Annotated in this window: 18 protein-coding genes and 1 pseudogene; 9 read left to right on the top strand and 10 right to left on the bottom strand. The window is 68.9% G+C overall.

Annotated features, from left to right (window positions below):
• Positions 1-19: 19 nt before the first annotated feature.
• Positions 20-1,096 (bottom strand): aquaporin, encoded by a 1,077-nt coding sequence (locus ACVTJA_RS31140; RefSeq protein WP_465825147.1) that lies wholly within the window; start codon positions 1,094-1,096, stop codon positions 20-22.
• Positions 1,097-1,330: 234 nt separating this feature from the next.
• Between ACVTJA_RS31140 and ACVTJA_RS31135 the strand changes: the two genes are divergently transcribed.
• Positions 1,331-1,555 carry a DUF3185 family protein gene (locus ACVTJA_RS31135; protein ID WP_465825146.1) on the top strand — a complete coding sequence of 75 codons (225 nt, stop codon included), beginning with the start codon at positions 1,331-1,333 and terminating at the stop codon, positions 1,553-1,555.
• A 24-nt stretch (positions 1,556-1,579) separates the two neighbouring features.
• Here ACVTJA_RS31135 and ACVTJA_RS31130 read toward each other — a convergent pair whose 3' ends face one another.
• On the bottom strand, positions 1,580-2,323 hold the full coding sequence (locus ACVTJA_RS31130; RefSeq protein ID WP_465825145.1) for a head GIN domain-containing protein: 744 nt from the start codon (positions 2,321-2,323) through the stop codon (positions 1,580-1,582).
• A gap of 163 nt (positions 2,324-2,486) precedes the next feature.
• Between ACVTJA_RS31130 and ACVTJA_RS31125 the strand changes: the two genes are divergently transcribed.
• Positions 2,487-3,512, top strand: a complete 1,026-nt coding sequence (locus tag ACVTJA_RS31125) for a histone deacetylase family protein (RefSeq protein WP_465825144.1) — start codon at positions 2,487-2,489, stop codon at positions 3,510-3,512.
• 48 nt (positions 3,513-3,560) lie between these two features.
• On the opposite strand, the gene fghA is transcribed toward ACVTJA_RS31125, so the two are convergent.
• The 3 genes from fghA to ACVTJA_RS31110 all read right to left on the bottom strand — a co-directional run bounded on the left by fghA (position 3,561) and on the right by ACVTJA_RS31110 (position 6,515).
• Entirely contained in the window at positions 3,561-4,412 is an 852-nt protein-coding gene (gene fghA, locus ACVTJA_RS31120) for an S-formylglutathione hydrolase (RefSeq protein WP_465825143.1), read from the bottom strand.
• A complete protein-coding gene (locus ACVTJA_RS31115; protein ID WP_465825142.1) occupies positions 4,409-5,521 on the bottom strand; it encodes an S-(hydroxymethyl)glutathione dehydrogenase/class III alcohol dehydrogenase in 1,113 nt (370 codons plus the stop codon). The genes fghA and ACVTJA_RS31115 overlap by 4 nt, the downstream gene beginning before the upstream one ends.
• A gap of 184 nt (positions 5,522-5,705) precedes the next feature.
• Positions 5,706-6,515 carry a tetratricopeptide repeat protein gene (locus tag ACVTJA_RS31110; protein WP_465825141.1) on the bottom strand — a complete coding sequence of 270 codons (810 nt, stop codon included), beginning with the start codon at positions 6,513-6,515 and terminating at the stop codon, positions 5,706-5,708.
• A gap of 308 nt (positions 6,516-6,823) precedes the next feature.
• On the opposite strand from ACVTJA_RS31110, the gene ACVTJA_RS31105 reads away from it, so the two are divergent.
• Both ACVTJA_RS31105 and ACVTJA_RS31100 read left to right on the top strand, forming a co-directional pair.
• Positions 6,824-8,377: an alkaline phosphatase D family protein gene (locus tag ACVTJA_RS31105; protein ID WP_465825140.1), complete on the top strand. Its 1,554-nt coding sequence runs from the start codon at positions 6,824-6,826 to the stop codon at positions 8,375-8,377.
• Positions 8,378-8,450: 73 nt separating this feature from the next.
• Positions 8,451-8,894, top strand: a complete 444-nt coding sequence (locus tag ACVTJA_RS31100; protein WP_465825139.1) for a hypothetical protein — start codon at positions 8,451-8,453, stop codon at positions 8,892-8,894.
• A 9-nt stretch (positions 8,895-8,903) separates the two neighbouring features.
• On the opposite strand, the gene ACVTJA_RS31095 is transcribed toward ACVTJA_RS31100, so the two are convergent.
• Positions 8,904-10,160 carry a metallophosphoesterase gene (locus tag ACVTJA_RS31095; RefSeq protein ID WP_465825138.1) on the bottom strand — a complete coding sequence of 419 codons (1,257 nt, stop codon included), beginning with the start codon at positions 10,158-10,160 and terminating at the stop codon, positions 8,904-8,906.
• A 187-nt stretch (positions 10,161-10,347) separates the two neighbouring features.
• Here ACVTJA_RS31095 and ACVTJA_RS31090 point away from each other — a divergent pair, with 187 nt between their 5' ends.
• From ACVTJA_RS31090 to ACVTJA_RS31070, 5 genes and pseudogenes are all read left to right on the top strand, one after another.
• Positions 10,348-11,118, top strand: coding sequence for an SDR family oxidoreductase (locus tag ACVTJA_RS31090; RefSeq protein ID WP_465825137.1), 771 nt, complete (start codon positions 10,348-10,350; stop codon positions 11,116-11,118).
• Positions 11,119-11,187: 69 nt separating this feature from the next.
• Complete coding sequence (locus ACVTJA_RS31085; RefSeq protein WP_465825136.1) at positions 11,188-12,645, top strand: hypothetical protein; 1,458 nt, start codon at positions 11,188-11,190, stop codon at positions 12,643-12,645.
• Positions 12,646-12,691: 46 nt separating this feature from the next.
• Complete coding sequence (locus tag ACVTJA_RS31080; RefSeq protein ID WP_465825135.1) at positions 12,692-14,059, top strand: hypothetical protein; 1,368 nt, start codon at positions 12,692-12,694, stop codon at positions 14,057-14,059.
• A 286-nt stretch (positions 14,060-14,345) separates the two neighbouring features.
• Positions 14,346-14,651: pseudogene (locus tag ACVTJA_RS31075) on the top strand (hypothetical protein); the annotation flags it as partial.
• A gap of 150 nt (positions 14,652-14,801) precedes the next feature.
• Entirely contained in the window at positions 14,802-16,514 is a 1,713-nt protein-coding gene (locus ACVTJA_RS31070) for a hypothetical protein (RefSeq protein ID WP_465840770.1), read from the top strand.
• A gap of 55 nt (positions 16,515-16,569) precedes the next feature.
• On the opposite strand, the gene ACVTJA_RS31065 is transcribed toward ACVTJA_RS31070, so the two are convergent.
• The 4 genes from ACVTJA_RS31065 to ACVTJA_RS31050 form a co-directional block, all read right to left on the bottom strand.
• The gene (locus ACVTJA_RS31065; protein WP_465825134.1) at positions 16,570-17,298 is read right to left on the bottom strand and encodes an FG-GAP repeat domain-containing protein; all 729 of its coding nucleotides are present in this window, start codon (positions 17,296-17,298) and stop codon (positions 16,570-16,572) included.
• 135 nt (positions 17,299-17,433) lie between these two features.
• A complete protein-coding gene (locus tag ACVTJA_RS31060) occupies positions 17,434-18,759 on the bottom strand; it encodes a sensor histidine kinase (protein WP_465825133.1) in 1,326 nt (441 codons plus the stop codon).
• Positions 18,756-19,139: a response regulator gene (locus ACVTJA_RS31055; protein WP_465825132.1), complete on the bottom strand. Its 384-nt coding sequence runs from the start codon at positions 19,137-19,139 to the stop codon at positions 18,756-18,758. The genes ACVTJA_RS31060 and ACVTJA_RS31055 overlap by 4 nt, the downstream gene beginning before the upstream one ends.
• Before the next feature lie 153 nt (positions 19,140-19,292).
• Positions 19,293-20,048 carry a class I SAM-dependent methyltransferase gene (locus tag ACVTJA_RS31050; protein WP_465825131.1) on the bottom strand — a complete coding sequence of 252 codons (756 nt, stop codon included), beginning with the start codon at positions 20,046-20,048 and terminating at the stop codon, positions 19,293-19,295.
• Between the last annotated feature and the right edge of the window lie 6 nt (positions 20,049-20,054).

Below are 20,054 nucleotides of genomic sequence, written 5' to 3'. Positions count from 1 at the left end.
AGGATGAAAGAGCCGAGGTTCAGGTGGTTTCGCGGGGGACCTCATGCGCCGCGCCGCCAACGGGGTACAGCCTCCGCCAGCCGCGCTCGCGAAGCAGCCGCTGCATGGGCTCGCGAAGGGCCGCGCGGAGCTGCCGTTCCTCGTCAGGCGTGGCACTCGCGCGGACGGGCAGGCTCCAGGACACGCCGTTGATAGCGTCCACCGCCGGAGCCTCACCCGGCAGCACCAGCCGAACCACGAGAGGCGGAAGCCCGTCCGGAGCAGGTTCCTTCCGCGTCTCATCCGCGACGGCGCGCGCCCGCTCGGGGGATGCGAGCTGGTTGAAGAGGGACACGGCCAGCTCGGCCACCTGGGGCTGCGAGCACTGGAAGATGAGCGTCCACGTGCGGGCCGGCTTCGAGGTCGGCGCCTGCAACCAACGGAACAGACACACCGCGAGCGCCGCACCGAGCATCTGCGCCGCGACGAAGGACTCCACGTCCATCGGGTGCACGGCGCTGGCGCGGGTGCTGACCGCACGGGCAAGGATGAGCGCGGGGTTGGCCAGCGAGCGCGAGTCGGTGAACCACACGGTGGCGGCCACATAGCCGGCCACGGCGAGCGGCGTGGCGGAAGGTCGGCTCCGCACACAGCCCCGGACCACCACCAGCAGGCCGAAGGTGGAGACCAGCTCCGTGAGGAACTGCCCCATGCTGGCCGAGGGCAGGTGCGTGGAGATGAGCACCGGCTCGCCGCACATGAGGTGCGCGACGAGGCGGCCCGCGAGGCCACCGCCGAGCTGGGCCAGCACATACCGGGGCACGTCCCCCCACGGCGTGCCGTCCTCGAGCGCATCCGCGAAGGTGAGGGCGGGATTGAAGTGCGCGCCGGAGAGCGGCTGGAGCACCAGCGTGAGGCACGCCAGCACCGCGCCGGCCGCGAGCGACATGAACAGCCGACCGTCGGTGGCGCTCACGCCGAGGTGCTCGGCGCCGTGGTGGGCACCTTCGAGGGCCACCACCAGCAGCCCGCAGCCGAGCGCCTCGACCGCCATTCGCCGGGGCCGGTTCAGGCGCTCGGCGGAAGGAAGCACGGGGGATTGGGACGCAGCCGCCATCGCATGGCCCTCCACCAGGAAGCGGAGCCACGCGCGGTGAAGGCCACCGTGAGTCCTCCGCCCTTCCGTGCGGGCCCTCGGGAGACCAGCTCCACCTCCGCACGCGGATCGCTCACCCTACGCATCACCCGCTCGTCCGTCAAAGGCAGGCAGCCCACCGGGTGCCCGTGGCTTATCGCGGCGTGCACTCGGTCTCGGCGGGTATGCTCCGCGCGACTCGCAAGGAGGCAGTGCGTGGGATTCGTCCGGCTCGTGGGAGTGATGCTCGCCGTCGCGGGAGGCGTGTTGCTGTGGACGGGACTGCGCGCCAGGGACTCGATGGCGGAGCGTGTCACCGAGGTCTTCACCGGACGCAACACCGAGCGCACCACCATGTACCTCACGGGCGGAGGCGCGGCGTTGGCCGGTGGCATCCTGCTGGTGCTCTTCGGGGGAGGCGGCGGCCGGCGCCGTCGGTGAAGCCGCGCCGGCCACCCCGTGGCCTCACTCGAACGTGAGTGAAGCACCGCCGCTCAGGTTCCGCTCGCGAACGGTGGGCCGGCCAAGGATGTGCACGCTTCCGCCGCCCGAGGCATTCACGTCGAGGCTCTCCGAGACGCACATGGAGACCTCACCGCCACCACTGCACGACAGCGTGGCCTCGCGAGCGCAGAACCCGAGCGCACGCAGCGTGCCTCCACCCGAGGTGGAGCTCTCCACGCGCGTGGACGAGCCCTCCAGGATGACATCGGCACCGCCACTGACCTGAAGCGTGAGCAGCCGGGTGGCGAGACCGTTCACCCGCACCCGGCCTCCACCGCTCGCGGTGACCTCGAAGGAATCGGAGTCGAGCCGTCCACCGACCTCCACCGTCCCGCCGCCCGAGCGCTCCACGGACTCCAGCCGAGGCACCGTCACCTCCGCGCGCAGCGGGTGCTCCGAGTCCCAGTGCCCGACGTCCCCGTCGCGGAAATGCACCCGGAGCCGCTCGCCTGGAACGTTCTCCGTCCGCAGCAGCTCCACCAGGTTGTCATCCCCCACGATGCGCACCTTCGCCTGCTCGCCCGGCTCCACCCTCACCGAGACGTCGAGGCCGTCCTCGAGCTCCAGGCCCACGAAGTCGGCCACCTGCCGCTCCTCCTCGATGACGTGCCCGCTGCCCTCCACATAGGGCCCGTCGATACAGCCGGTGAGCACCGCCGCCAGCACCGTGAGCCCGGCCCACAGTCCCTGTCGTCCGTTCCGCATGTTCCGTCTCCAGAGCCAGGCCGTCGCCATGACCTGCGTCGGAGAAGGAAACACCGCCAGAGCACCGAACTGTCACTCCCGGATGCGGGCACGGCCCCGGCCTTGTGCGGCACCCGACGCGCTTGTCAGAGTTCCCGCGCCCATTCCCTCCCCGGAGTCCTCGGTGAAAGTCGTCCACTCCCCACTGCACGCCCGTCACGATGGAGGCAAGGAGCTGCATCGCGGCGAGCTGGTGCCGTGCTTCGAGATGCCGGTGCGCGCCGACTACATCCTGAAGGCGGTGCAGCGCGCGGGCTTCGAAGTCGCCGAGCCGCGCCCGTTCGCCGAGGACTCACTGCTGCGCGTCCACGACGCCGGCTTCGTCGAGTTCCTGCGCACCGCCCACGCGGAGTGGCGCGGCCTCGGCAAGGAGGGCTTCATGCTGCCGGGCGCCTTTCCCGCCCGGGGCATGCGCAGGGACCACATCCCCTCCGGCATCAACGGGAAGATGGGCTACTACGCCTTCGACTCGGGCACGCCCATCGTCGAGGGCACCTGGGACGCAGCGCTCGCCGCCGCCCGCTGCGCACTGACGGCCGCCGCGTGGGTCTCCGAGGGAGGGAAGAGCGCCTACGCCCTGTGCCGCCCTCCTGGGCACCACGCCGGGCATTCCATGTACGGGGGTTACTGCTTCCTCAACAACGCCGCCCTCGCCGCGCAGTACCTGCGAGACCACGGCTTCGCGCGCGTCGCCGTGCTGGACGTGGACTACCACCACGGCAACGGCACCCAGGACATCTTCTGGGAGCGCTCGGACGTGCTCTTCGTCTCCATCCACGGCTCGCCGGAGACCGAGTACCCCTACTTCCTCGGGTACGCGGACGAGCGCGGCGCGGGGGCAGGGGAGGGCTACACCTTCAACTTCCCGCTGCCGCACGGCACCACATGGGAGACGTACAGCCGCACGCTGGACGCTGCGATGGAGGCCGTCGGCCGCTTCTCGCCGGACGCACTGGTCGTGTCACTGGGCGTCGACACCTACGAGGGCGACCCCATCAGCCACTTCAAGCTCGCGGCGCGGCACTTCCCTCTGATGGGCCAACGGCTCGCGGAGCTGAAGGTGCCCACCGTCTTCGTGCAGGAAGGCGGCTACGCGGTGGAGGACATCGGCACCAACGTCGCCGGAGTCCTGGAGGGCTTCCTGCGCTGATGAGACACGGGGCCGCTGGCATGCTTCCCCAGCGGCCCCACGCCACCGCTACGCGTTCAGCGCCGCCGCGTGGTGGCGGAGGTGGTCCTCCATGAACGTGGAGACGAAGTAGTAGCCGTGGTCGTACCCCTCGTGGATGCGGAGGTTCAGCGGCTGGCCCACCGCCTCGCAGGCCTCGCGCAGGAGCTCCGGCTTGAGCTGCTCCTGGAGGAACTTGTCCGACGTGCCCTGGTCCACGAGCAGCGGCGGCAGCCGCGCCTTCGAAGCGCGCAGCAGCTCCGTGGCGTCGTACTCGCGCCACTGGGAGGTGTCCTCACCGAGGTAGCCACGGAACGCCTTCTGCCCCCACGGCACGCGCATGGGCGCGGCGATGGGCGCGAAGGCGGACACGGAGCGATAGCGCCCCGGGTTGCGCAGCGCGCACACCAGCGCGCCATGCCCGCCCATGGAGTGCCCGAAGATGCCCTCGCGGTCCGCGCGCGCGGGGAAGTGCGCGGCGATGAGCGCCGGCAATTCCTTCGTCACGTACGTGCCCATGCGGTAGCGCGCGGACCACGGCGCCTGCGTGGCATCCAGGTAGAAGCCCGCACCCACGCCGAAGTCCCAGGACGCGTCCTCTCCCGGGTAGCCCGCGCCGCGAGGGCTGGTGTCCGGAGCCACGAGCATGATTCCCAGTTGCGCCGCCATGCGCTGCGCGCCGCCCTTGATGAGGAACGTGTCCTCCGTGCAGGTGAGGCCCGCCAGGTAGTAGAGCACCGGCACCTTGCGCTCGCGGGCTTGCGGCGGGACGAAGACGCCGAAGCGCATGTCGCCCCCGCACGCCTCGGACGCGTGCCGGTAGAAGCCGACGGTGCCGTCGAAGCAGCGGTGCTCGGACAGCAGGGTGGGGCCCACGCTCATGAGTACTTCACCACGCTCCGGATGGACTCGCCCCGGTGCATGAGCTCGAAGCCCTTGTTGATGTCCTCCAGCTTCAGCGTGTGCGTCACCAGGTCGTCGACGTTGATCTTCCCCTCCATGTACCAGTCGACGATTTTCGGCACGTCCGTGCGCCCGCGCGCGCCGCCGAAGGCGCTGCCCTTCCACACGCGCCCGGTGACGAGCTGGAACGGCCGCGTGCGAATCTCCTGCCCCGCGCCCGCCACGCCGATGATGATGCTCTCGCCCCAGCCGCGGTGGCAGCACTCCAGCGCCTGCCGCATGGTGTTCACGTTGCCGATGCACTCGAAGCTGTAGTCCGCGCCGCCGCCGGTGAGGTTGACGAGGTACGGCACCAAATCCCCCTCCACCTCCTTCGGATTCACGAAGTGCGTGAGGCCGAACTTCTCCGCCATCGCCTTGCGCGCGGGGTTGATGTCCACGCCGACAATCTGGTCCGCGCCCACCATGCGCGCGGCCTGCACCACGTTGAGGCCGATGCCGCCCAGGCCGAACACCACCACCTTCGCGCCCGGCTCCACCTTCGCGGTGTAGACGACCGCGCCCACGCCCGTCGTCACGCCGCAGCCGATGTAGCAGACCTTGTCGAACGGGGCGTCCTCGCGAATCTTCGCCACCGCAATCTCCGGCAGCACCGTGTACTGCGCGAAGGTGGACGTGCCCATGTAGTGGTGCACCGGCGTCTTGCCGATGCGGAAGCGGCTGGTGCCGTCCGGCATCAGCCCCTTGCCCTGCGTGGCGCGGATGGCCGTACACAGGTTCGTCTTGCGAGACAGGCACGACTTACACTGCCGGCACTCGGGCGTGTACAGCGGGATGACGTGGTCGCCCTTCTTCACGGACGTCACGCCCGGGCCCACGTCCACGATGATGCCCGCGCCCTCGTGGCCGAGGATGCAGGGGAACAACCCCTCCGGGTCACTCCCCGACAGGGTGAAATCATCCGTGTGGCAGATGCCGGTGGCCTTCAACTCGACGAGCACCTCACCGGCCTTCGGTCCTTCGAGGTGCACCGTCTCGATGCTCAGGGGCTTGCCCGCCTCGAGCGCCACCGCTGCGCGGATGTCCATATACGACTCTCCCGTTCTGGATGTTGAGGCGCGCAGCGTACGGCCAGGACGGAGCAGGGGGCAGGAAGAATTCCGCGAGACTCGATGAGTGGACACTCACCGGAGCCTGGGGGCCTGAAAAGCGAAGGGCCCGACACCGGCTCGCGGTGTCAGGCCCTCGTTCGCGCCAGTGGCGGCGTGACAGCTACGGCTTGTTGGTGGCCTGGGCCGGCGGCGCGTTGCCCGCGGCCTTGGCGGCCTTGGTGGCCTCGCTGAACTTCTTGGTCATCTCCGCGAACTGCGCCTGGTACTCGTCGATGCGCTTCTGGGACTCGGCGGCGCGGGCGTTGGCCTCGTCGACGATGGCCTTGTCCTTGGAGTTCTCCGCGGCCTCGGACAGCGCCTGGTCCTTCTGCTGCTGCTCGTACGCCACGAGGCGGCCCATGACGACGCGCTTGTTGAGGTACGTGTTGGCCGAGTTCACGTTGATGGCCAGCACCTGGTCGTAATAGCTGAGCGCCTTCTCCAGGTCCGCCTTGACGACGGGCGCCGTCATGGAGCGGGCGCCGCCGCGCTGCGCGTAGATCTCCGCGATCCACCCGAGCGACGCCTCGTCCTTCGGCTCGAGCTTGAGCGCCTCGTTGAAGTACTTCTCGGCGTCCTCGGTGGTGCCGCCCGTCATGTGCATGGAGGCGAGCGTCCGGTAGACCTCGGCCTTGTCGGCCGGGGTGGTCTTGAACTCGAGCATCTTCAGGACCGTCTGGGAGGCCTCGGCCATCTGGCCGACCTGCATGTGCGCGTAGGCCTTCTTCTCCAGGAGCTTCTCTTGTTTCGGGTCGGCCTCGAGGGAAAGGGCGTACTCGGCGGCAGCCTCCTTCCACTCCTTCTTGCTCATGTGGTCGCTGCCCTTGATGCGATGCGTCTTGGCGGCCTCCGCCTTCTCGTCGGTACAGCCGAAGGGGCCACCCAGGGCGAGAACTCCGAGTACCAGACCGACCTTGCCGAGTCGCTTCATCGTGTATGCCTTTCGAGCGGGGCCCAGGGGCGTTGCCCCGGCCCGGTCCTGAACTGCCAATGGAGAGCTTTCCGCGGACCCGCCCTCACGGGTCCTGATGGGCGTGGGAGCATACCCGAAGTCGCTCGACTGCCGCCTTCCGCGCTGGGGCTGCCTGCCTCCCCGGCCTCCGGGCTCCACCCCGGGCGCGCGTTTCCGCTCCGTCCGCACGAAGGGAGCACTCCCGGTATGGGCGCTGAGTGCCGCTCCCAGGCGGCGGGCGCTGCTAGCCTGCCTGCCCCCGCGATTGGAGATTGGAGACCCACCTCGTGCCCGTCCTGCCTCGCCGCATCGTGTTGAAGGGGCTCGCGCTCACGGCCGCTGGCTGTGCCGCGCCGTCCGAGCTGCGCCGCACCGTCTCTCCGCGCCCCGCGCCCTCTCTGCCGCTGGGCGCCCAGCTCGGCGACGTGCGGGCCGGCGCCGTCACGGTGTGGGGGAAGGCGGACCGGGTCTCCCAGCTCGTCGTGGAGTGGAGCGAGGACCCGAAGCTCGTGAAGGGCGTGCACCGCGTGGAGGGGCCGGTGCTGAGCGGCGAGACGGACTTCACCGGCGTGGTGGACCTCATGGGGCTGCCGGCGGGACGCGAGGTCCACGTGCGCGTCCTCGCGGAAGCCGGAGGCCGCTCGGGGGAGGCCTGGCAGGGGCGCTTCCTCACGGCGCCGGACAGCCCTCGCGACATCCACTTCACGTGGAGCGCCGACGTGTGCGGGCAGGGCTGGGGCATCAACCCGGAGTGGGGCGGCTACAAGGGCTACGGCGCCATGCGCACGCTGCGTCCCGACTTCTTCCTGCACGTCGGTGACGTCATCTACGCGGACAACCCGCTCCTGCCCGAGGTGTCGCTCGCGGACGGGCGCGTGTGGCGCAACCGCGTGACGCCCGCGAAGGCGAAGGTGGCCGAGACGCTGGAGGAGTTCCGGGGCAACTTCGCCTACAACTTCCTCGACGACGAGCTGCGCGCCTTCGCTCGCGAGGTGCCCATTGCCTACCAGTGGGACGACCACGAGGTTCGCAACAACTGGTACCCGGGCCGGAGTCTCGCGGACGACGCGCGCTACACGCAGGTGTCCGACGCGGGCGTGCTGGCGACGCGGGCCCGCCAGGCCTTCTTCGAGTACTCACCAGTGGGCGGCACCGCGCGCGCCGAGGGCCGCATCCATCGGCAGCTCGCGTACGGCCCGCACCTGGACGTGTTCATCCCCGACGTGCGCGCCTTCCGCGGGCCCAACACCGTCAACCGCCAGGAGCGCCCCGGCCCGGAGACGGCCTTCCTGGGCCGCGCGCAGTTGGACGGGCTGAAGGCCGCGCTCGCCGCGTCCACCGCGACGTGGAAGGTGATTGCCACCAGCATGCCGCTGGGCCTCATCATCCCCGACGGCAAGCATCCGGACGGCGCGCACATGGAGGCGTGGGCCAATGGCCCGGGAGCGCCGCTGGGCCGCGAGCTGGAGCTGGCCGAGCTCTTGTCCTTCCTCAAGGCGCGCCGCGTGCGCAACGTGCTCTTCCTCACGGCGGACGTGCACTACCCGGCCGCGCACCACTACCACCCGGACCGCGCGCGCTTCCGCGACTTCGACCCGTTCTGGGAGTTCGTCGCGGGGCCGCTGCACGCGGGCACCTTCGGGCCCAACCCGCTGGACGACACCTTCGGTCCCGAGGTCCGCTGGCACCGTCCCGTCACCGGGGAGAACCCGGCCCCCTGGGAGGGGCAGCAGTACTTCGGCAGCGTCCGCATCCAGGGGAAGAGCGGCGCGCTCACCGTGGCCCTGCATGACCTCACGGGGGCGGTGCTTCACCAGGTGGACCTGGAGCCCGTGTCGTGAGCGGCGCGCCCACCGTGGCCCTGCACGGCCTCACGGGAGTGGTGCTTCACCCGATGGCGTTGGAGCGTGTGTCATGAGCCTCTCGCTCCTCTTCGCGGTGGTGGCGGTCGTGGCCGGGGTGATGGGCGTGCGGTGGTTGCGCTCGCTGAATCAGGGCGCGGACCTGACCCGATGCAACCGATGCGGCAATGCGCGCGTGCTGCTCGACGAGGAGGCGGAGGACGCGCACCTCGACGAGGCACAGCAGCACGAGGAGCGGCTCGGCACGGCGGACTATCACGTGTGGTGGTGTGGCGCGTGCGAGCAGGGTCTGGTGGTCATCCGCCACTCGCTGGAGCCCTTCCCGCGCAAGGTGACCTGCGAGAAGTGCGGGCACGACGCGGCCCAGGAAGTCACGAGGACGGTGAGCCCCGCCACGCCCTCGCAGGGTGGCGAGTTCCAGGTCCGGCTCTCGTGCGGGAGCTGCAGCCATGCGCAGCAGTTCTTGCGCTACACGCCGCGCGTCCGCATGTCTTGAGCGGCGCGCTCATGCCGTCAGCACGAGCTTGACGATTTCGGGCGGACTGCCGACGCGCATCGGCGGGCCCCAGAAGCCGCAGCCCCGGCTGACGTAGATGTGCGAGTCACCGTGCTGGTAGAGCCCGGCCGCGTGCTCCCACGCGAGGCCGATGAAGAGCGTCATCGGCACGAGCTGCCCGCCGTGCGTGTGGCCTGAAATCTGGAGGTCCACGCCGCGCTCGGCGGCGACGGTGAAGTTCGCCGGCTGGTGCGCGAGCAGCACCGCGGCGCGCTCCGAATCCCTCCCGGCGAGCGCCCGGTCAAGGTCATAGCCCGGCCGGCTCCTCCGCCGCCCGCCGCCCCAGTCATCCACGCCGACGAGGTCCAGCGACGCGCCCGCGTCACCAATGCGCACGTGGCGGTTGCGCAGCACCTGGATGCCGAGCGACTGGAGGAACTCCGTCCACTCCTCGTCGCCCGAGTAGTAGTCGTGGTTGCCGGTGACGAAGAAGCTGCCGTAGCGCGACTTCAGCCCAGAGAGCGCGGAGACGGACTCGCCCAGCGTGGGCACGTCGCCGTCGACCAGGTCACCCGTGATCGCGAAGAGGTCCGGCTTGAGCGCATTGGCCTGCTGTACGAGCGCGTCCATGTACCGGCGCCGGATGAAGGGGCCCACGTGGATGTCGGTGAGCTGGACGATGGTGAGCCCATCCAGCGCGCGGGGCAGCTTCGGAACCTTCACCGCGAGCTCGGTGACGAGCGGTGGAGAGAACGCCCTCCAGCTCCCGTACGCGGCCATGCCGCCGCCCGCGAGGAATGCACCACCCGCCATCGTCCGCGCGAGGAAGCGGCGCCGGTCTTCGTCGACCGCAGGAGCAGGTGAGGGCGTCGATGCCGGTGCAGGCGCGGGCGTCGCCGCCAGAGCAGGCGAGGGTGGCGGCTTCGGAGCCGGCACCACGGCCCGCCGGGACCGGAGCCTCTGGGCCACCGCGAAGAGCCCCCGGCCGAGGTCCAGCACGAGGAGCACGATGACGAGGCACAAGGCCACGCCCATCCAGGAGTACGTCGCCACGGTGACGGTGTCGGCGATGGACTCCGGGAGCGCATCCAGGACGGTGCGCCGGGCCATCAGCACGAGCGTCATGACGCCGAGCACGCAGATGGCCAGGAGCCTCGGCAGGCGGCCATGTACGAGGTGCCGCACCAATCTCCGGTACAGGTACAGGTGGCCCAGCACGGCGCCGAGCCCGATGAGCAGCGCGAAGGAGAAGAACCGGAACGACATTCGGTGGGACCCGCGGATGGAGCGAGTGGGGAAGGTACCACGTGCGGACAAGTCCACCCGGGGCCCGGTGTGAGGAATGGACAGAGGCGCCTCGCGCACGGGCACCGGCGTCGATGTTCCCCGGCGAGCAGGCAGGCGCGGCTACATTGCGGCCGGGCAGACCCGGACGGGTCCTTCAGGAGCGTTCATGGACAAGGTCGTCGTCATCACGGGAGCAAGCGCCGGAATCGGAGCGGAGCTGGCGCGGCAGTTGGGAGCGAAGGGCGCGAAGCTGGTGCTGGCCGCGCGCCGGAAGCCGGAGCTGGAGGCCGTCGCGGCCAGCGCGGGCAGCGAGGCCATCGCCGTCGTCACGGACGCCACGAAGAAGGCGGACACGGTGCGGCTGAGGGACGCGGCCCTGGCGCGCTTCGGGCGCATCGACGTCTGGGTGAACAACGCGGGGCGCGGCATCACCCGCTCGGTGGTCGACCTCACCGACGAGGACATGGACTCCATGTGGCGCGACAACGTGAAGAGCGCGCTCTATGGCATGCAGGCGGTGCTGCCGCACTTCCAGTCGCGCAATGCCGGGCAGATCGTGAATGTCTCCAGCGGCCTGGCACGCCTGCCATTCGCCCCGTTCCGCTCGGCGTACACCGCGGCGAAACACGCGCTCAACGGGCTCAGTGCCAGTCTGCGATTGGAGCTGATGCAGACGCACCCGGGCATCACCGTGACGGTGGTGATGCCGGGCATCGTCGCCACGGAGTTCGGCAGCAATGCATTGGGCGGAGGACCGGACTCGCGCGTGCTTCCCGGAGCCCAGAGCGTCGAGGACGCCACGAGGGTCATCGTCGACGTCATCGAGAAGCCGCGCCCGGAGGCCTATACCCAGCAGACGATGCAGGCGGACGTCGAGCGCTACTACCACGACGTCGGCGCCTTCGAGCAGCAGGTCGTCGCGCGCTTCCGGCGCTGAACGGAAAACGGGCGCCCCGCGTGACGCCGGACCGACCCTCCTGCAATGCTGTTGTCAGGAGGGCGTTCCATGTTCCTGGCAGCCACGACGTCCGCGCTCGTGAGCACGTTGCTCCTCGCGGCCAATCCCATCTCCGTCACCATCGAGCCCCTCGGCTTTTCCGTTCGCTCGAACGGGGAGCAGGTGACGGTGACTCGCGTCAAGCGGGGCAGTGTCGCCGCCAAGGTGGGGCTCGAACGCGGGATGCGCATCGAGCGCATCGATGCGCCACAACGGAGTTTCGCACGTGGGCCCATCGCGAAGCTCTCCCAGGTCGACCTGCACGATGCGCTCATGCCCACGTGGAGTGAGCCACTCATGCTCCAGGTCCGGGTGGACGAGAGACTCATGTCCGTGACGCTCGCGAGGACCGACCCGCGCCCGGCCGACGAGTTCCCTGTCCTTCCCCTCCCGCCAGAGCAGGAGAAAAGGCTGACGTACATCCAGATGATGCAATACGCCATGCGCCTCAACGACAGGAACGCGCAGCCACCTCCCCCCAGACCTGAGCTCGAGTTCGAGCAGGCGCCGACGGCCTATGTCGTCGGAGGCGCGCTGAAAGGCATGACGGGCGGCGGCTTCACTCCGGCCTGGGTCTACGTCCAGGGCTTCCTGGACGTGACGTGTCAGGAGCCCTTCGAGAAGGTGGTGCTGAACGGTGATGCGTACGGCCTCCCCCGGACGTTTTCGCTCCCTCCTGACTCCAACTCTCGCGGCTCCCGCTTCCCGGTCGAGCTTCCGCTCTGGGCGCCGGCCGTGGTGAGCCAGTCCTGTGCCGGCAAGCCCTCCCCACTCGAGGCCCGGCTGCGCGCGGACCTGTACTGCAAGGGAGTTCCCGTCGTGTCACAGGACGTCACCGCCAGGCTGAAGGTGGTCTGCAAGCCGCCGGAACCCTTTTCGGAGATGGACCCGCGCAACCAGCTCGCGTTGGCGGGCAAGTCCAGGTTCATTGACGACCCGCGCCCCCTCGCGCAATTCGACGTGGGCGGCGACGGCAGCCTCGAGCTCGGCGCGCGTCCGGCTCGGTTCATCCCCATTCCGACCGACGTCGCCCTGGTCGAGCTCGATGCGAAGGGTGGAATCTCCCGACGACTCCAGGAAGCGAAGGTGCAGGAGAAGACGCCCGAACAGCGATTCCAGGTCGTCCTCGACACGAAGCAGCCTCGCACCGTGCGACTGGCGTTGGAGATGCGTTACCCCGACGGCAGTGTCCAACTGAGCCATCCCGTGGACGTGAAGATTGTCACCGCGGCGGAGGTGAGCGAGCAGCGCCGGCAGGCCAAGGCGGCCAGGAAGAAGATGGAGGCGTTCGCGGACAAGCTCGAAGACGAGTTCAGCGACCCCTGCGCCAACCTCTCCGCCACGATGGCCTGGCTCAAGGCCCAGCCTGAAATCGAATCCGCCGTCGCGGAGCCTGGCGGCTACTGGTTCCAGTACAGGGTGAAGGGCTCGCTCGACTCCCACAACGTCGATTGTTCTGGATATTGAACCTTCGACTCAACGCCCGGTTGGAGAGGGGCACAGCAGGGGATACATGGGGCTCGACCTGAAGTTGCAAGTCACGGAGTCCGGCGGCAGGCACAAACCAGATGAGCCTCCCGTCCCCGAGCGGACCTATGAAGTCCAGGTCCGGCTGCGGCGCGAATGGATTGGCTATCGCGAGCCCGAAAAGCAGGAGGTCCTCCTGGACTTCGCCCGCCGGCGCCGCATCGAGCTCGACGAGGGCACGAGGACCTACGTCGACGAGTCGTTGTACGCGGACGTCTGCTTCCGGCACTTCGAGCTGCCCAACCGCGAGATGGGCCGCTCCATCATCGAGGCCGGGAAGGGTGACGGGTCGGACTTCGAGCCCGTCATCATGGAGCACCATCTCTCGGTGCTCGACAAGGCGCGGGGAAGGACGATCGCGGAGTCGCGGAGCAGCGGGCCTGGCGGATTCTTGCGGTCCATCTTCTCCGGGAAGAAGCAGCAGAGCGACATCGCCGTCCAATCGGACGCGGGGCGCACGGTGTATGTCACCTCCTCGGGACGGCGGCTGCTCGCGACCTCGAACGACGGCACCGGCGTCGAGCCCGACATGGGCAGACAGTTCGTCCAGTTCCTGCGCTATCGCTTTGGAGGCCATCCGCTCATCCTCGAGCGGCTGGCCTCGGAGCGCCGTGTGCCGCGCGAAATCCGCTACAGCGCCCGGGAGCTTCGCGGCTGGCCCGCGGAGACCTTCACGCTGCGGCTCCTGTCCACCAACGCCGTGCCGGACACCGCGCTTCCGCTCGACGGTCATCGCCGCGTGGTGCGAGGAGGGCCAGGGCTGCCGGACGACGCCATCCTGGAGCGAGTCACCCTCGGCGCCGCCCCTGACCGCGACGAGGTGAGGACGCGGCGGCAGCAGGAAGTGAAGGAATCGGTGGCCGCCGGCCGCAAGTTCGAAGGCGTGCTCGCGCTCTTCGAGCTGACGCTGGAGACCGGTGAAACGGTGCCGGGGCTGGGAGAGCTCGTGCGGGACCTCCCTGACGCGGACGTGCGCCGCTTCCGGGAGGTCATGTCGCAGCCTCCAAGCAGCAGGAACAAGGAAGCCGCTGCCGCCATGGCCTCGGCGCTCGTCGAGCTTCGGGCGTCGGCGGGACGCCGCGCGCATGTCCTCATGAGCTTCGAGGCAGGGGCACGCCGTGCCCTCGGTGAATCCCAGGCGGCGCGCGCGCTCCTGCTCGAGGTCATCGAGGCCAATCCGTACTTCACGGGCGCCTACAAGGACCTGGGAGACATCTGCGTCTCCGATTGGGAGATGGGTGATGCCTGGCGGTGCTGGGATGCAGCGAGGAACATCGCGCCAGAACACCACCTGCTGAAGGACGTGAGCGCGCTGGAGGAGATGCTGGCCGCCGAGCATCCCGAGTACTTCTGACGGCCCGGCATCTCCCCCACGCGGGCACCTCATTGGCGGGCTCAGACCGTCGATGGGCGCGTAAGCCGATCGATCAGGTCACGCAGAATGTCGCGCCAATCCGTGTCGCCGCGGTCCTTGGCGTCTTGCAGCACCAGCGCGAGCGCCATTCGTGCCCGCGCGCCGCGTCGGACGCGCTCCGCGCAGAGGGTCAATTCTGACGCGCCGACACGCCGGCAATTCTTGACTAGAATTGCGCCCACACAACACTGGTAGCGTTTCGTCGACCCGTGTTGGGGGGGACATCATGTTACGCACCTTGCCGTGCTGCGTTCTTTTGCTTTCTCTTCACGCATCCGCTCAGGAGAAGCCCACACCAGAAGTTGTGCCTGTGGGAGATGGCGAGACACCGCCGGTTCTCGTCGTCAGTGGCGCCGTCAGTCTGGGCGCATGGCAGGCGGGCTTCCTGGACGTCTACACCCGGTGGTGGCTGAGCCAATGCGGAGACGCGGGATGCACCTATCCCGTCGTCACCGGAGCTTCCGCTGGAGCCACCAATGCCTTCGTCGCGGCGCTCGCGCTCCAGAAGGGCTGCCTTTCCTCTGCCATGCAGGACAGCCCATTCTATCAGGTATGGGTTGAAGACCTGGATTGGAAGAATCTGACCCGGGATGGCAATCCCGTCTTTCCCATCCTGTGCGCGGATCGGAAGCCACGACTGCATGCCTTTGATGACGCCGCCATCGGGAGCGCCGTGGAAAGTGTGGCGACCTATATCAACACCCAATGCCGGCCGGGCCGTGCGTCGCCGTCCCCGACGTGGTGGGGCGTCACGGCCACCCGCCTGGATGAGCGGCAGGTGCAGCTCGGCGACCGGAATGTGGGTGGGCAGATTGGTCTCGCGCAGCTCACCGAGACCCTGCACCTCGAAGTCGGCGTGGACGGCTTGGGGCAGCCTCACTACCGAGAAACGCCCACGCTGATTCGCTCGGCCTTTGCCTGTGATGACCTGCACTCACTGGAGTGCAGGTCGGGCCCCGTGGCCTGTCTGACGAACTCCTGCGACAAGGAGCTTCCGCTCATCGGTAAGGGCAACACCCTCCAGAACATCCTCTCGGCTTCAGGGGCCTTCCCCCTGGCATTCGCGCCCAGGGAGCTCCGCCTCCATCATCCCGAGCCGACCCCCGGTGTCTTCGCGCCGGAGCGGACGACGACGAAGTTCGTCGACGGAGGCATCCTCGAGAACAACCCCGTGGCCCTGGCACTGCGGCTCATGAAGGGCAAGCATCTGCCAGACTCGACGCGGATTCTATATCTCGACCCGGATGTGCAGGGCTCCGAGGCGACGCTCCAGGCCCGGGAGGAGAAACCCGGCGTCCTCGCCACGTACGGGCGGCTCGTCGGAGGTCTCACCAGCACCGTTCCCGACCTTCACCTGGGGCAGGTGCTGCGCGAAGACCCTGGCGTGGCCCTCCGCCTCCAGATTCCGCGGCGTGCCTACTCCCTGGGCGGGGAGCACGTGGTCAACTTCTCCGGCTTCGTGTCGAAGGGGCTGCGGACCCACGACTACATTCGCGGGCAGCTCGATGCGCTGGAGTTCCTGCAGGAGAATGGCCGGCGCAGCGCCGACACCGTGCGAAGCGCCGTCTTCACGGACGCCAGGCTGGCGCAGTGCTACGCGAAGCTCGTACGACGCGACACGGATTGCGTGGTCGCCGACCAACTCTTCGGGCTGGACGCCGGCGCTGGCGAGTTCGTCGCGAGGGCCCTCCAGGCGAGCCAGGAACTGCCACGCAACAGCATGCTCGCGAGCAAGTCTCCTTCAGAGCACCTTGCCATGTTCGAGCACCAGCTCGATGAGAAGCAGGCCAGGTGGCCGAAGGGTGATGGCTATTGCTTCGATGAGAGCTATGGCGTGGGCCAGCTGGGCCAATGCGCAGTCGCGGGGCTGGAGGAGCGGCTGGATTGCATGTGGTGGAGTCAGCCGTTCTGGGAGGGCCGGGCGACGAGCTACGCCGCGGGTGCTCTGCTCGACGCGAGCTACGCGACGCTGCGCTTCCGTTACATGATTGGCGTGGGAGTGGTGGGTGGCCCCGAAGTCCAGGGGCTCATGTTCCTCTCGCGCAAGGTCGACACCGGGTTCTACTGGAATCTCCGCCTCGGACTGCAGTTGCGCGGAGTGCCCCCGCGTCAATGGAGCGGGAGGGAGTGGGATGCGACGCTGGGCGCATCCTGGAGGGTCGGGGGAAAGCGCGGGCTGGTGGACCTCGAGGCTGGACTCTCGGGCATCGCTGGCACCCGCGAGAACGCCGTGCGTTCCGACGTGTCACTGATTTATGGAGGTGACGTGCGGTTCTCGGCGGTGCTCTTCGAGCGCCTGGAGCTGGGGCTGGCCATTCCCATGGTCGTCCACCCCAAGGTGGATATTGGAGACCGGTTCCTCCTCCTGTCCTGGAGGTTCGGGACCATCTACTGACCGCCCGGCGCCAGCCTCCCCGCGCTTTCCCGCGGGGAGGTTCCAGCGACTCAGCTCAGTACGTGCCGATGTTGTAGATGGTGGCGGCCCAGCTCCCGCAGCTCCAGCCGGTGCCCGTGGACAGACACACGGGGTAGCTCGACCAGCCGCGGTACACTTGGATGACGTCGGTGCGGCCGTCGCCGTTGAAGTCACCCGTGAGGTACTGCTGCTCCGGCGAGCCCGAGTTGTACGTGGACGCCGCGTTGACGGCGCAGGACCAGCCCGTGCCCGTGGAGTAGCACGTCGGCAGCGCGGCCCAGCCACGGTAGGCCTGGAGGATGTCGCTGCGGCCGTCGCCGTTGAAGTCGCCGGTGATGAAGTCCTCCTCGGAGCTCCCCGAGTTGTAGATGGTGGCCCCCGGGTTGGAGCAGGACCAGCCGCCGCCCGTGGACAGACACACCGGGTGGCTGCTCCACGCGCGGTAGGCCTGGGCGATGTCCGTCAGCCCATTCCCATCGAAGTCACCCGTGAGGAAGCGCTCCTCGGGCGAGCCCCACGTGTACACGGTGGCCGCCGGAGTGGCGCACGACCAGCCGGAGCCCGTCGAGTAGCACAGCGGGTAACTCGTCCAGCCGCGGTACGCCATGGCGACGTCCGTCAGGCCGTCGTTGTTGAACCTGCCCGTGAGGAAGCGCTGCTCGGCCGAGCCCGAGTTGGAAATCGTGGCCGCCGGGTTGGAGCAGCCTCGGGACCTCCGCTGCACGCGGCGAGCAGCCCCGCGCTGGCGACGCCCAGCATCCACGACGGCACGACACTCCGGGCCCGGCCCTTCCGTGACTCGACGAACATGACTCACCCTTCGGCCGCGCGGTACCAGCCGCGAAAATCGCGGCGGACCGGCGCGTGGAAGGAAACAGGGAGTCCGGATGTCCTTCGCTCAGGGGTTCGCGGCGTGAGCGGGACGCTCGTCCGGGAGCGGGTGGGCCGGGGCCAGGCCCGGGGGAGGGAACTGGGCGAGGCTCAGCGTGAAACACGTCCCCTTGCCCGGCGTGCTCTCCACGGAGATGGTGCCGCCGTGCGAGCGGATGATGCCGTGGGCGACGGCGAGCCCCAGCCCCATGCCTTGTCCCACCGGCTTCGTGGTGAAGAAGGGCTGGAAGAGGTTCTTCAAGGTCTGCTCGTCCATGCCCACGCCGGTGTCGCGGACCGTCACCTGGATTCGCTCGCCGTCGAGCGCGGTGCGAACGGTGACGTTGCCCGTCTCTCCGAGCGCCTCCGCCGCGTTGATCATCAGGTTGACGAGCACCTGGGCAATCTGCCGGGGACGGCCGAGCAGGTGCGGCAATTCGCCGAACTCCAGGCGCAGCTCGCGGTCATGCGTGAAGCGGCTCTGGACGATGCGCGCCGCCGCGCGGACCTCCTCGTTGAGGTCGTACTCCTCCAGGCTCTCCGGGTCACCTCGGGCGAAGCGGCGCAGGTCCGCGACGATGGAGTTGACGCGCCGGAGCCCGTCGAGCGTCGCGGGCAGGATGTCCCGCCGGTACTCCTCCAGTAGCTCGGGCGAGGTGGCGAGGCGCGGTAGGTCCGCCATCAGCTCCTTGAGGTTGCTGGTGACGTAGCTCATCGGGTTGTTGATTTCGTGGGCGATGCCCGCCGCGAGCAGGCCCAGGCTGGACAGCTTCTCCTGCATCACCGCGCGCTGGTGCAGGGCCTCCATCTCCCGGTGCGCATGCTGGAGCTGGACGTTCTGCTGCTCGCGCTCCAGCAGCATGCTCTCGATGAAGCCCTGCCGGGCCTGGGCCAACAGGTAGCAGATGCCGGTGAGCGCGCTGAAGCCCAGCGGCAGCGCCACGGGGGCACCTTGAATGAGCGCCATGACGTCCACGCACACCACGAGGAACGCGAGGTTGAGGACGGCCCGCCGGGCGCGCTTCTCGTCGGCGATCATCGCGTTGAAGGGCAGCCACAGCCAGACGACGAGCGACCAGGACTGGAGGTGTCCCAAGAGGAGAAGGACGCCCGTGTTCACCGCGGTGCGCACCCGCTCGCCCGCTGTGCCTCCCATGCGGGGGATGAGCCAGTGGTCCACCCAGGTGTTGAAGAGGACCTTGGCGACCAGGAGGGCGGCCACCTCGGCGACTTCGAAGCCGTGGCCGTAGCTGGTGATGACCTGCAGCGCGCACAGCAGGGCGGCGCCGACGAGGGCCCGGGCGTCGAAGTTGCGCCGCGCCAGCTCCGACGGGGACGGAGCCGCGCGGCTCATGAGCGCTCACCCGCCGCGGGCGGCGTCAGCATGGCGCGGATGGCGGGGGCCAGCGTGTCGTTGTCCCAGGGCTTGGTGATGTAGCGACAGAGCTCGCCGTCCTTGACGGAGGCCATGACGGACGTGAGGTCGGAGTAGCCGGAGAGGATGATGCGCAGCGTGCGCGGGAACCGGAGCCGGACCTCCATCAGCAATTCGGCGCCGTTCATCCGGGGCATCCGGAAGTCGGAGAGCACGACGTCGGGACGGAAGGTGTCGAGCATGAGGAGGGCCTGGGGTCCTCCCTCCGCTGTCTCAACCTCGAATCCTTCCCGCCGGAAGAGCCGGAGCAGCGAGCGGCACACCTGTACTTCGTCATCGACGATGAGGATTCGTTCCACGGAGAGCCCCCCGCTCCAACCGCGTCGGCAATGATAGACGCGGTGGAAGGGGCGGGATGGGCCCGCCCTCCGTGGGCTGTCGCGCACTCAACCTCGCGGCCTCACGGAGGTGTGTGTATGCGTCTCCCGGTGGATGGAATCCGACGGGCGGGGCTACGACTTCGGAATGAGGATCAAATCCTCGTCCTGCCCCAGCCGGTACACGCCATCCGCGCCCCGGCAGCGCTCGGCGTGCACGCGAATCTTCGCATCGAGCTTCTGCACCGCGTCCTCGCTCATGGCCGCGAGCTGCTCCGCCGTGTAACAGCCCTCGAGCACGAAGAAGCGGCAGAGCGTGTACATCTCCTCGAAGGTCCGCGCGACGAACCCGGCCATCGTCGGGAGGACCTCGTGCGGCAGCCGCATCTGCCGCACCGTGGCCGCCACCTGCTCGCTGAAGAGCAGCGTCTCCGAGAAGTCACTGCACAGCTCGAACATGGGGCCCCGCGCGGCGGCCATGACGAGCATGCAGAACCCACCCGGCCGCACGAACGAGAGCAGCCGGTCGATGAACCCCGCCCAGTCGGAGTGGGGCACGTGGTACATGACGTGCGAGCACAGGACGAAGTCGAACTTCTCGCTCGCGTGGTAGCGCTCCAACGGCTCGACGAGGACCTTCGCCTTCGCGAGCTGGAGCCCGGCAATCTGGTTCTGATTGGGCTCCAGCAGGGTGAGCGCGCTGAAGTGCGGCGCGAGCCGCTCCGCCACCATGCCCGAGCCCGCTCCCACGTCGAGCAGCGTGGGCTGCTCGGGCAGGTGGGAGAGGACTCGCTCCTTGACGGCCTGCTCGATGTTCTCCGGGTGCCGCGCGCTGGTCGCGAGCAGGCGGAACGCCGTGGCGTACTCCTGCGGTGACATCGTGATTCCCATCTCAGC

It is taken from the genome of Pyxidicoccus sp. M6 (assembly GCF_055568925.1).
The sequence above is the reverse complement of the archived record's forward strand: the minus strand, read 5'-3'. Positions and strand labels throughout refer to the sequence as shown.

Coding starts and splice junctions, on each gene's coding strand:
- ACVTJA_RS31060 (WP_465825133.1), bottom strand. CDS start 18,759: ATGAGCCGCGCGGCTCCGTCCCCGTCGGAGCTGGCGCGGCGCAACTTC.
- ACVTJA_RS31090 (WP_465825137.1), top strand. CDS start 10,348: ATGGACAAGGTCGTCGTCATCACGGGAGCAAGCGCCGGAATCGGAGCG.
- ACVTJA_RS31130 (WP_465825145.1), bottom strand. CDS start 2,323: ATGCGGAACGGACGACAGGGACTGTGGGCCGGGCTCACGGTGCTGGCG.
- ACVTJA_RS31050 (WP_465825131.1), bottom strand. CDS start 20,048: ATGGGAATCACGATGTCACCGCAGGAGTACGCCACGGCGTTCCGCCTG.
- ACVTJA_RS31085 (WP_465825136.1), top strand. CDS start 11,188: ATGTTCCTGGCAGCCACGACGTCCGCGCTCGTGAGCACGTTGCTCCTC.
- ACVTJA_RS31140 (WP_465825147.1), bottom strand. CDS start 1,096: ATGGCGGCTGCGTCCCAATCCCCCGTGCTTCCTTCCGCCGAGCGCCTG.
- ACVTJA_RS31110 (WP_465825141.1), bottom strand. CDS start 6,515: ATGAAGCGACTCGGCAAGGTCGGTCTGGTACTCGGAGTTCTCGCCCTG.
- ACVTJA_RS31100 (WP_465825139.1), top strand. CDS start 8,451: ATGAGCCTCTCGCTCCTCTTCGCGGTGGTGGCGGTCGTGGCCGGGGTG.
- fghA (WP_465825143.1), bottom strand. CDS start 4,412: ATGAGCGTGGGCCCCACCCTGCTGTCCGAGCACCGCTGCTTCGACGGC.
- ACVTJA_RS31115 (WP_465825142.1), bottom strand. CDS start 5,521: ATGGACATCCGCGCAGCGGTGGCGCTCGAGGCGGGCAAGCCCCTGAGC.
- ACVTJA_RS31080 (WP_465825135.1), top strand. CDS start 12,692: ATGGGGCTCGACCTGAAGTTGCAAGTCACGGAGTCCGGCGGCAGGCAC.
- ACVTJA_RS31095 (WP_465825138.1), bottom strand. CDS start 10,160: ATGTCGTTCCGGTTCTTCTCCTTCGCGCTGCTCATCGGGCTCGGCGCC.